A 10,339-nucleotide genomic window follows, 5' to 3' on the forward strand; every position below is an offset into this window, starting at 1 on the left:
ATAGCTGACGTTGCCGGGAAACCCGCGTTGAAAGGTCTGTGCAGTCCGGGCCAGCACATGCGGCCGAAACAGCGCGAGCGGCGTGTCGGGCCGGCGCCGCTGAATCAATGTGGTGACGTGCGCCTGATCATACCGCGTATATTTGATGTCCTCAGCCCCTGCGACCATATCTGCCTCATGTCTTTGCTTTTTGTCAGCCTTGGAAAAATTGTGCTGCCTTGGACCGTCAAAACGCGCCGACACTTCTTGCAATATTGACTCTTTTGCACTCACACTGACGAGAAGATGCTACAGATCGACGAAACAGACACAAAATTGATCGCGCTGCTCAAACGCGATGCCCGCGCGCCTGTGGCGGAACTGGCCCGAAAGCTGGGGCTGGCGCGGACAACGGTGCAGACCCGGATCGACCGTTTGCTCGAACGCGGCGTGATCGCCGGTTTCACTCTGCGCAGCGGTGATGCGCTGGCTGCCCCGATCCGTGCGACAGTGTTGGTGTCGATCACCCCCCGCACCGGCCCAGAGGTTCTGTCGCGGTTGCGCGCCCTACCCAATGTGGAGGCAGTCTTCACAGTGTCCGGGCGGGTCGATCTGGTTGTTGAAATCAGTGCGGCGACGACTCAGGATTTGGACAGCGCGTTGGACGACATTGCCGAAGCGAAAGGTGTGCAAAGCTCGGAGAGTTTCATTCACCTATCGACCAAGATCGACCGGCGCGGTTGATTAGTGCCAAAACTGGTCAATGAGATCGCCGCGTTGACACGGCGATGACCCAGCTTTGAGGCTGTGTCGCCCCCGCTTAGGGCTGGTCTTCTTCCGCAGTGCTGTATCTCTGGATCACGCCTGCCTGCGCGATGAAGAAAAAGAACGTCGCCCCGGTCAGAACGAAAGTTTCGAAATACACCCAAACCTCGGTACTTTGGGTCCGCCAGACAATCTCGTTTGATGCGGCCAACAGGAAAAAGAACCCGGTCATGCGCTTGGTCAGGATCATCCAGCCCTCGTGCTCCATCGGCAGCAATTCCCCCATGACCACCCGCAAATAGCTTTGACCACGCAAAAGCCCGACCGCCAGTATGCCACCCAGCAAAGAATAGACCATTGTCGGCTTCATCTTGATAAAGCGGTCATCGTTGAGCCACACTGTCAGCCCGCCAAAGACCACCACAAGCACAGCAGTGACAATCTGCATGCGGCTGATGTGCCCGGTGAGCCACCACAGGATCCCCATTGACGCAAGGATCACCGGGATAAACACGGCGGTGGCAACAATGAACCCGTCATACTCTGTGCCACCAAAGGTGAATACCTCGTCCTTGACCCACAGGTAGGCGACGAAAAATCCAATCACAGGGCCCAATTCAAGCGCCGATTTCACCCATTGCGGGATTTGCCGTTGTGCCACTGATCAGCCTCCGAATTCCACGATAACAGCCCCTAGCGCGATCAGGGCCATGAGCGCAATCCTGCGCGGGCCTACGGTTTCCTTCAAAAACACCCAACCGATTATCGCAGCAAAGACGGTCGAGGTTTCGCGCAGCACGGCCGCTTCACCCACCTGATCAAGCCGCGTGGCTACCATGATGGAGCCGAAACTGAAAAAAGCCACCAATCCGCCGATCACACCTCTGACAGCCAGCGGGCCAAGTGCAGGTCTGTTTGCCATTTTCCGATAGCGCAATGCTGCGATGATCGGCATCGCAATGCCGTCGATCATGAAAAACCACGCAAGAAACGTGAACGGATTGGCGGTGGCACGGATGCCGTAGGCGTCATAGGTCGTGTAGAGCGCCACAAACAGTCCGGTGGCGATGGCCAGCATCAAAGCGACGGGCAGCGTGTCACGCTCGGCTTCAAGAAAGATCAGGTTGTAGACAGCAAGTCCGAAGATGCCGCTTAGCAGCACCGCAAGGCCAAGCCATTGCACCAACGAGAACACCTCGCCGAAGATCAGGTAGGCACCGATCACGGCGAACAACGGCCCCGTCCCGCGCACCACGGGGTAGACCACAGTAAACGCACCTTTGGTATAGGCCTGCGCCTGTAAGAGCTTGTAGCCAAAATGGATGATGAACGCGCCCAAAAAGATCGGCCACATATGCGGCTCAGGCCACGGCACGACGAACAGCGCAAATGGTGCAGCCATCAGGCCGTAGCTGACATCAATCGCCCCGCGCGACATCCACGGATCATGTTTGCCCTTTTGCAACGCACCAAACGCGGCGTGCAACACAGCTGCCAAAATGGCCAGCCACAAGGCAAGCTGTTGCCCGGCTTCAGTCCCTTCGATCGAAATCAGCCAGTCGCTGATCATGTGCGGCGCAAGGATTGTGCAAAATCCTTATGAGCGGCGCAGCCGCTCGGTTCGGCACGTCGTACCCCGATGTGTTTGGGGGCCAAAAAAGCAATCATTCGGTACTGAGACCTGTCAACGCTGCGGCGAACTCTTCAGGATCGAAAGGCTGCAGATCGTCGATCTGTTCACCAACTCCAATCGCGTGGATCGGCAGACCGAACTTGTCGGCCAAAGCGACCAGCACACCGCCTTTGGCCGTGCCGTCGAGTTTTGTCATCACAAGGCCCGACACATCGGCCAGTTCCTGGAAGGTCTTGACCTGGCTGAGCGCGTTCTGGCCGGTTGTGGCATCGAGCACGAGAAGCGTATTGTGCGGCGCGTCCGGGTCTTTCTTGCGGATCACGCGGACGATCTTGGCCAGTTCCTCCATCAGGTCAGCGCGGTTCTGCAATCGGCCTGCGGTGTCGATCATCAGCAGGTCAGCCCCGTCGGCCTGCGCTTTGGTCATAGCATCAAAGGCAAGACTTGCCGGGTCGGACCCTTCAGGTGCCGTGAGTACCGGAACGCCTGCACGATCGCCCCAGACCTGAAGCTGCTCGACTGCGGCCGCGCGGAACGTGTCGCCCGCCGCAATGACCACCTTTTTACCCGCTGCGCGAAATTGACTGGCAAGTTTGCCGATGGTCGTCGTTTTGCCCGAGCCATTCACACCGACAACAAGAACCACCTGCGGTTTGGTCGGATAAAGCGGCAAAGGGCGCGCGACGGGCTCCATGATGCGGGCCACTTCGCCCGCCAGAAGCTCCTTGATCTCGCGCACACTGAGTTTCTTGCCATAACGCCCTTCAGCGATGTTGGCGGTCACGCGCAGCGATGTATCAACGCCCATATCAGCCTGAATAAGCAGCTCTTCGAGCTGCTCGAGCATGTCATCATCCAGTTCGCGGCGAATTTCGGTCGGTGCTGCGGTGCGTCCCAGAAGCCGTCCTAGAAGGCCGGGTTTGCTGGCCTCAGCAGGCGGCGCAACATCGGCAAGTCCCATCGACTGCACCGGGATTTCCGTAGGTGTGACAGGCTGGACTTCGGAAGGCGGCGTCGGAATTGGATCGCTGGGTTGCGGTATGTTCTGCGGCGGCTCCGGTGGGCGGACTGGCGTGGGCTCTGACGCGGGCATGTCCGGACCAGGCGATGCCGGAGTGTCCGCTCCCGGTAGATCGGGTTGCGGGATTTCTTGCGGGGCCTCCGGTTCAGGCAGATCCGGTTGGGGCACCTCACGTGGAGCGTTCGGTTCGGGCAGGTCCGGCGCGGGCACCTCCACTGGTGTCTCAGGCGCAGGCACATCAGGCGGTGGAGACTGCGGTTCCGGCTGTGTGGGCGGCGTCGGGTCGCTGGGCGGGGGCGCTTCGGGTGTGGGGGTTTCCTCACCGCCGTCTGAGACGATGGCATCCAGCCCTTCGTCCAACTTGGAAGAGGATTTGAAGAGCTTTGATTTCAGCTTGCCAAAAAAGGACATCAGGGGCCGTCCGCTACTAGGTCACTGTCCTTCACCTAGTCCTTCTCAGGGCAAGATGGAAGGCTCAGACCTCGTCTGGGAAGTGCTTGATTGTCAGGCGGATCGGGTTTGGCGCCGCCTGCCCCAAGCCACAGATAGACGCATCAGCCATCGCGGTACACAGCTCTTCAAGCAGCGGCTGGTTCCAATGGTCGGCTTGCATCAGTTTGACAGCCTTTTCACAACCGACCCGACAGGGCGTGCATTGGCCACAGGATTCATCCTCGAAAAAGCGCAGCATGTTGAGTGCTGCATCGCGGGCGCTGTCTTTGTCGGACAGCACGACAACGGCGGCTGAACCGATGAAGGATCCGTGCGGCTGCAACGTATCGAAATCGAGTGGGATGTCGTTCATCGACGCAGGCAAAATGCCCGACGATGGACCACCCGGTTGATACGCCTTGAAGCTGTGCCCCTCGACCATGCCACCAGCTGCCTCGATGATGTCGATGATCGTGCTGCCAGCAGCGATAAGGTAGACACCCGGATTGGCGACGCGGCCCGACACTGAGTAAGACCGCAACCCCCTGCGGCCATTCTTTTCGATGCTGTTCAGACACTCCGGCCCTTCGCGGCAAACGCGCGCGACCCAGTACAAAGTTTCGATATTGTGCACGAGGGTCGGCTGCCCGAAGACTCCCACCTGCGCCACAAACGGCGGGCGGTGGCGCGGGATGCCCCGTTTGCCTTCGATGGATTCGATCATCGCGGATTCTTCACCGCAGATATAGGCCCCTGCCCCGCGACGCAGGTCGATGTACCCCGGCGCGACCATGCCAGCGGCCTCAAGCGCGGCAATCTCGCGGCGCAGAATTTCGAGCACAGCGGGGTATTCGTCGCGCATGTAGATGAAGCAGGTTTCCGCCTCAACCGCCCAGGCGGCGATCAGCATGCCTTCAAGGAAAAGATGCGGCACGCGTTCGAGATAAAAGCGGTCCTTGAACGTACCCGGCTCGCCTTCGTCACCGTTTACCGCCAGATAGCGCGGGCCGGGATTGGCGCGCACGAAGCCCCATTTTTTGCCCGATGGAAACCCCGCACCGCCAAGGCCACGCAAGCCGGAGGCCAGCACTTTGTCCTGCACGGCCTCCCAGTTGCCGTTGGCGCGGAGGTCGATCAGCGCAGAATAGCCACCGGTTTCGAGATAGGCGTTCAGATCTTGGTAGTCTGGGATATGGACATGAGTGTCGCCCGCCGCGATCGCAGCCTTTACCTTGTCAGAGGTCGCATGGTCGATATGGTTATGGCCCAACTCGAGCACCGGGGCGGTGTCGCAGCGGCCCATGCACGGCGCACGCACGACGCGCACTTCGGCCGGATCAAGCCCGTCTTCCAATGCCTGTTGCAGCGCCTGCGCCCCGGCCAATTCGCATGACAGCGAATCGCAGACCCGAATGGTCAGCGCGGGTGGTGGTGTTTCACCTTCTTTCACCACATCGAAATGGGCATAAAAGGTCGCTACCTCATAGACCTCGGCCATGCTCAGGCGCATCTCTTCGGCAAGGGCACGAAGGTGCGCGGCGCTCAGATGGCCGTGTTTGTCTTGGATCAGGTGCAGGAATTCGATCAGCAGATCGCGGCGGCGCGGGCGGTCGCTCAAGAGTGCCTGAACCTCGGCCAGCGCCTCATCAGAATATTGACGGCCCTTCGGCGTCACACGGCCTTTGCCGCGTCCGGATTTCCACACGCCTTTGCGTTCGTCCAATGCCATTGAGGTCGTCCTTTGTTCGCGTCTGGCGGCAAACTTGCACAGGTGCGCGGTTGCGACGAGCCTGAAAACGACCTTAAACGCGACCCAACCGCCCCAGCCCAGGCGTGTATGGGCAACCGTTGTTGTTTTTAGGAAATCTTACGCCGATGTCATTTGTGCCGCAGCACAGTCTTGGCTAGGCTTTGCTCTATGAAACAGTTTCTTACATCCGTCACCGTTACCGCTGCTTTGGTTATGCCTGCCTTTGCCGCTGAACCTTTGAACGGCGCCCAGTTCGAGGCCTATGTCACGGGCAAGACACTCTATTTTGGACAGAACGGTCAGGCCTACGGGGTCGAGGAATACCTAGAAGACCGGCGCGTGCGGTGGTCGTTTTTGGATGGACAGTGCAAGGACGGGGTCTGGTACGAAGATGAGGGCATGATTTGCTTTGTCTACGAAGACAATCCGACGCCGCAATGTTGGTCATTCTTCCGGGAATCAAATGGGCTGCGGGCGATTTTCGAGAACGATCCGAACGCGACGACACTATACGAAGCGCAGCAGAACGACGAACCAATGGTGTGTTTGGGACCAGAAATCGGGGTCTGACCGCACTGCCGCGCAGCTTTGGTTATCAGCCCGATCGCAACAGTTTCTTAAGACCCGTGTAAGAAACTTCGTAGAAGTTTCTTGGGCTCCGCCATGAAATTCTGGAGCACTGTCTGCGGGCTTAAAAAAAAGGGCTGACCCAAAGGTCAGCCCCAATAACATCAGATAGATGTGTCGGTTTATTCCCGGTTGCCAAGCAATTGCAGCAGGAACATGAACATGTTGATAAAGTCGAGGTAGAGGCGCAGCGCCCCCATTATTGCCGACTTGCCCAGCCATTCAGAATCGCCATGGCGCGCATGCTCAATATACTCGTTCTTGATCGATTGCGTGTCATAAGCGGTCAGACCAGCGAAGATTAGCACGCCTAGGATTGAGATCGCAAAGGCCAGCGCGGGCATTGGCCAGAAGATGTTCACGATCGATGCCACGATCAGGCCGATGACACCCATGAACAGGAAGCTGCCCCACCCGGAGATGTCTTTTTTCGTGGTGTAGCCCCAAAGAGACAGGCCCGCGAAAGAGATGGCCGTTATCAGAAAGACCTGAATGATCGAGTAGCCGGTAAATACGAGGAAGATTGAGCTGATCGACACGCCCATCACCGCCGCAAAAACGTAGAACACGGTCTGTGCAGTGGCTGCCGACATGCGGTTAATCCCGGCCGAGAAGCCGAACACGAAAATCAGCGGTGCAAACATTACCAACCATTTCAGCGGCGACATGTAAAGCGCTTGACCCAGTGAGGTCAGGTACTTATCCGCCCCGATCTGCGCCACTGCCTGTGCCGGATCAGTCGTCACTGCCAAGCCGGATATGGCCCAAGCAGCAGCAAAGGTAAGCAACATGCCGATCGACATTGTCGCATACACCTTATTCATATGCGCGCGCAGACCCTCATCAATCTGGGCGGCTCGGGCGCCAGCAACGCCGGTCGTCCGGATTGTGTTATACTCAGCCATTTATCCCTCCGAAATAAATCTGGGTGTCACCCGCACCTGCGGGGACAGATGAATAGAATATCGGGTCTTCGGAGCCGCATTTCAAGCATTCCGATCCATCAAACATGTCGAAAAATGCATTCGATATACATTTTTGGGCATCTGAGGCGCCGCCGAAGCCGACAATCACTTCATCCAAGAGGCCGGAGCGTCCCAAACTGGACGATTTGCCTCGTCCTCTGCAGCACTGCGGTCGATTCCGATATCATCCAAAAGACGCGCGTCCAGTGCCGCCAATTGCGTGCGGCTGCGGCGCAGCGCCAATGCGGCCTCTATGCGATTGAAGAACCCTCCGCGACGGGGGGCAAAGTCAGCGCGTCCAAAGACAGTGTCCATCAAGCTCAACATATCGTATCCTTTTCCATCTGTGATGCATTGCACCCGAACCATCGTGTTGCCTGATGTATATGAGCGTGCTACCAACATTTGTGAAACGAATGTTTTTGAACTCAATCATCATGGTTTGTGATATATGCGAAATCTGGACATCACCACGCTTCGATCCTTCATCGCCGTTGCCGATGCGGGCGGCGTGACGCGGGCGGCGTCTTTCCTAAACCTGACGCAGTCGGCGGTGTCGATGCAGATCAAACGGCTGGAAGAAAGCCTTGATTTGACCCTCCTTGACCGGCAAGGGCGCGGCGTCGCGCTGACCTCGGCGGGTGACCAGCTTTTGGCCTATGCGCGGCGTATCGTTGATCTTAATGACGAGGTATACGGCAAGCTGACCAACACTGTCTGGGAAGGCGAAATCGTCCTCGGGGTGCCGCACGACATTATATATCCGGCGATTCCCAATGTGATGAAAGCCATGCAGCGCGACTTTCCCCGCGTGAAGGTACAACTGATAAGCTCTTACACCAGCGATCTGAAAGACCAGTTTACCCGCGGTGAAATTGATGTGATCCTGACCACCGAAACCCATCCAGATGGCGCTGCAGACATCCTCATGAAGGTGCCATTGCGCTGGTATGGTGCGCCTGGCGGTCACGCCTGGAAGCTAAGCCCCTTGCCTGTCGCCTTTTGCAACCATTGTTCCTTTCGTCCCGTCGCGCTGAGCAAACTGGAAAAGGACGGTGCCGTTTGGGACCTGGTGCTGTCCTCGGATAGCGACCGGGCCATCGAAGTTGCAGTAAGCGCTGATCTGGCGATCACATCGGTTCTTGAAGGCCACGAGCCGCCGCAGTTCGAAGTGATTCCGAGCAACGCAAACCTTCCCGAACTTGGGCACCAGTCGGTTGCGCTTTATCGAGGCACGGCGCGATCGCAGATCATCGAACCGCTCTGCGATCTGCTGCGCCGTGAATTCGCGGCCATTTCAGGTGTCGATCTGCGCGCAGCGGCGGAATAACCCGCCAGATTACGCCTCGTCGGTCAGCCGGATGACCACCTTGCCCGTGGATTTCCGGCTGCGCAAAAGCTCCAAACCATCTGCGACACTGTCAAAATCGAGCGTATGGCTGACATGAGGTGTCAGCTTGCCCGCACTGTACCACTCCATCAGCGTGGCAAGACTTTGCGTCACCACATCCGGGCAAAATTGCAGGTACCCCCCCCAATAAACCCCCAAAACCGATAGATTTTTAACCAACAGGTGGTTCGCTTTGATTTGCGGGACATCCCCACTGGCAAAGCCGATGGGCAGGATCCGGGCCTCTGGTTTGCAGGACCGGAAGGCCGCCTGAAACTGCTCTCCACCAACAGGGTCATAGACCACATCCGCGCCACCCAGCGCTTTCATCTCGGTCCGGATGTCTTGGGTTTCAGCGTCGATCAGATGATCCGCGCCCGCCGTTTTGGCCGCCTCAAGCTTGGGCGCGCCACGTGCGCAGGCAACAACTTTCGCCCCCATCAGCTTGCCGATTTCAACGGCGGTCAGGCCAACTCCACCCGCCGCACCCAGCACCAAAAGCGTCTCGCCGGGTTGCAAACGTGCGCGATGCTCCAGCGCAAGATGGCTGGTGCCGTACGCAATCTGAAACGCCGCCGCATCGACCATCGACATACCATCAGGAAGCTTAACCGCGCGCCGCACGTCGAAACAGCCGTACTCTGCCAACCCGCCTTGTCCTCCGAATACCGCAACCCGATCACCAACGGAAAACCCGGTCACGTTCTCGCCAAGTGCATCAACGATTCCGGATACTTCCATACCAAGGACGAAAGGAAGCGCTGGCGTATCCTGGTAGGTGCCTTTGACCATCAACAGGTCCGCAAAATTCAACCCACAGGCATGGATTCGCACGCGAACCTCGCCGGAACTGGGGGTCGGAAGAGCCACATCGTTAATCTTGGGTGCGGCATCGTGACTATGGACCTGAAACGCCTTCAATTCGAACTCCTAGCTTAAATTGTTACGGTTTGACTTTGGCTTACATGGTAAGGACTGTCACGGCATCTACACGATGTTTTCGCTAACATTATGCCGCCCATGAGGGGCTGGTTGCGTTTTGTTAACCATTACATGAATGTGTTTAGCAATTATCTTGCCCTCATACCTGTCATGCTATAGCTTCCCGCCATCAATAACCGGATAGGTTGTCCTTACAGGACGTGATTTACTATCAACGCTTAGCGACTTATCCATCAAAAAAAGACGAGTGTTTACGTTTGGCGAAAGGGAGCAAGATGGCACATCCTGTTGACGTCCATGTGGGAAAACGGGTCCGGCATCGGCGCTGGTTGGTGGGCATGACCCAACAACAGCTTGCTGAAAAGGTCGGAATCAAATTCCAACAAATTCAAAAATACGAGACAGGTGCAAATCGTGTCAGCGCGTCCCGCCTTTGGGATATCGCCGACGCGTTGGATGTACCGGTGGCGTTCTTCTTTGAAGGCATCGAAGATGCCGAACAAAAGGAAGCCAACACTGCCTCGACCGAAGCGATCCCGGCTGACCTTCTTGGCGACAAAGAAGCGCTGGACCTGATCCGCTCGTACTATGCGATCCCTGAAAACCAACGCCGCCGTCTGTTCGAACTGGCACGCGTTCTTTCAGACGTCGCTTGAGCAGACCTGCCACCTGAGGTAGCCCTTGGCGGGCTGCTTGCAGGAGGCATTTCATGACAGAATTCACATCTACAGAAGCCGCTGACCTATGGTCAGTGGCCGAACGCATGGCAGATGCTGCGCGTGCAGCTATCTTACCGCATTTCAGGTCCAGCGGCCTTGCCACCGACAATAAGCTT

At 57.5% G+C, this 10,339-nt stretch carries 11 protein-coding genes; 4 read left to right on the forward strand and 7 right to left on the reverse strand.

All coding sequences use genetic code 11. From position 1 onward, the window contains the following. The first annotated feature begins 285 nt into the window (after positions 1-285). Positions 286-723 (forward strand): Lrp/AsnC family transcriptional regulator, encoded by a 438-nt coding sequence (locus ACTG4M_RS16070; protein ID WP_439124677.1) that lies wholly within the window; start codon positions 286-288, stop codon positions 721-723. A gap of 76 nt (positions 724-799) precedes the next feature. Here the strand turns inward: ACTG4M_RS16070 and ACTG4M_RS16075 are convergent, their stop codons facing one another. The 4 genes from ACTG4M_RS16075 to ACTG4M_RS16090 form a co-directional block, all read right to left on the reverse strand. Further along, positions 800-1,405: an inner membrane-spanning protein YciB gene (locus ACTG4M_RS16075; RefSeq protein ID WP_439124678.1), complete on the reverse strand. Its 606-nt coding sequence runs from the start codon at positions 1,403-1,405 to the stop codon at positions 800-802. A gap of 3 nt (positions 1,406-1,408) precedes the next feature. Continuing rightward, positions 1,409-2,311 (reverse strand): EamA family transporter, encoded by a 903-nt coding sequence (locus ACTG4M_RS16080; RefSeq protein WP_439124687.1) that lies wholly within the window; start codon positions 2,309-2,311, stop codon positions 1,409-1,411. A gap of 97 nt (positions 2,312-2,408) precedes the next feature. Further along, complete coding sequence (ftsY, locus tag ACTG4M_RS16085) at positions 2,409-3,809, reverse strand: signal recognition particle-docking protein FtsY (protein WP_439124679.1); 1,401 nt, start codon at positions 3,807-3,809, stop codon at positions 2,409-2,411. 64 nt (positions 3,810-3,873) lie between these two features. Then, complete coding sequence (locus ACTG4M_RS16090) at positions 3,874-5,559, reverse strand: NAD(P)H-dependent oxidoreductase subunit E (protein WP_439124680.1); 1,686 nt, start codon at positions 5,557-5,559, stop codon at positions 3,874-3,876. A gap of 189 nt (positions 5,560-5,748) precedes the next feature. Here ACTG4M_RS16090 and ACTG4M_RS16095 point away from each other — a divergent pair, with 189 nt between their 5' ends. Beyond that, positions 5,749-6,150, forward strand: a complete 402-nt coding sequence (locus ACTG4M_RS16095) for a hypothetical protein (protein WP_439124681.1) — start codon at positions 5,749-5,751, stop codon at positions 6,148-6,150. A 179-nt stretch (positions 6,151-6,329) separates the two neighbouring features. Here the strand turns inward: ACTG4M_RS16095 and ACTG4M_RS16100 are convergent, their stop codons facing one another. Then, positions 6,330-7,112 carry a Bax inhibitor-1/YccA family protein gene (locus ACTG4M_RS16100; RefSeq protein ID WP_439124682.1) on the reverse strand — a complete coding sequence of 261 codons (783 nt, stop codon included), beginning with the start codon at positions 7,110-7,112 and terminating at the stop codon, positions 6,330-6,332. 165 nt (positions 7,113-7,277) lie between these two features. Next, positions 7,278-7,499 (reverse strand): DUF1127 domain-containing protein, encoded by a 222-nt coding sequence (locus ACTG4M_RS16105; RefSeq protein WP_439124683.1) that lies wholly within the window; start codon positions 7,497-7,499, stop codon positions 7,278-7,280. A 124-nt stretch (positions 7,500-7,623) separates the two neighbouring features. Between ACTG4M_RS16105 and ACTG4M_RS16110 the strand changes: the two genes are divergently transcribed. Then, complete coding sequence (locus ACTG4M_RS16110; protein WP_439124684.1) at positions 7,624-8,502, forward strand: LysR family transcriptional regulator; 879 nt, start codon at positions 7,624-7,626, stop codon at positions 8,500-8,502. Between the two features lie 9 nt (positions 8,503-8,511). Here ACTG4M_RS16110 and ACTG4M_RS16115 read toward each other — a convergent pair whose 3' ends face one another. Then, positions 8,512-9,483 (reverse strand): NADPH:quinone oxidoreductase family protein, encoded by a 972-nt coding sequence (locus tag ACTG4M_RS16115; RefSeq protein ID WP_439124685.1) that lies wholly within the window; start codon positions 9,481-9,483, stop codon positions 8,512-8,514. A gap of 296 nt (positions 9,484-9,779) precedes the next feature. Here ACTG4M_RS16115 and ACTG4M_RS16120 point away from each other — a divergent pair, with 296 nt between their 5' ends. Next, positions 9,780-10,160 carry a helix-turn-helix domain-containing protein gene (locus ACTG4M_RS16120; RefSeq protein WP_439124686.1) on the forward strand — a complete coding sequence of 127 codons (381 nt, stop codon included), beginning with the start codon at positions 9,780-9,782 and terminating at the stop codon, positions 10,158-10,160. The last annotated feature ends 179 nt before the right edge of the window (positions 10,161-10,339 follow it).

Source organism: Marivita sp., from assembly GCF_965656765.1.
GTDB lineage: Bacteria > Pseudomonadota > Alphaproteobacteria > Rhodobacterales > Rhodobacteraceae > Marivita.

What these genes read in the sequence shown, in the direction of transcription:
- ACTG4M_RS16100 (WP_439124682.1), bottom strand. Translation starts at nt 7,112, where the DNA reads ATGGCTGAGTATAACACAATCCGGACGACCGGCGTTGCTGGCGCCCGA.
- ACTG4M_RS16090 (WP_439124680.1), bottom strand. Translation starts at nt 5,559, where the DNA reads ATGGCATTGGACGAACGCAAAGGCGTGTGGAAATCCGGACGCGGCAAA.
- ACTG4M_RS16120 (WP_439124686.1), top strand. Translation starts at nt 9,780, where the DNA reads ATGGCACATCCTGTTGACGTCCATGTGGGAAAACGGGTCCGGCATCGG.
- ACTG4M_RS16105 (WP_439124683.1), bottom strand. Translation starts at nt 7,499, where the DNA reads ATGTTGAGCTTGATGGACACTGTCTTTGGACGCGCTGACTTTGCCCCC.
- ACTG4M_RS16110 (WP_439124684.1), top strand. Translation starts at nt 7,624, where the DNA reads ATGCGAAATCTGGACATCACCACGCTTCGATCCTTCATCGCCGTTGCC.
- ftsY (WP_439124679.1), bottom strand. Translation starts at nt 3,809, where the DNA reads ATGTCCTTTTTTGGCAAGCTGAAATCAAAGCTCTTCAAATCCTCTTCC.
- ACTG4M_RS16070 (WP_439124677.1), top strand. Translation starts at nt 286, where the DNA reads ATGCTACAGATCGACGAAACAGACACAAAATTGATCGCGCTGCTCAAA.
- ACTG4M_RS16095 (WP_439124681.1), top strand. Translation starts at nt 5,749, where the DNA reads ATGAAACAGTTTCTTACATCCGTCACCGTTACCGCTGCTTTGGTTATG.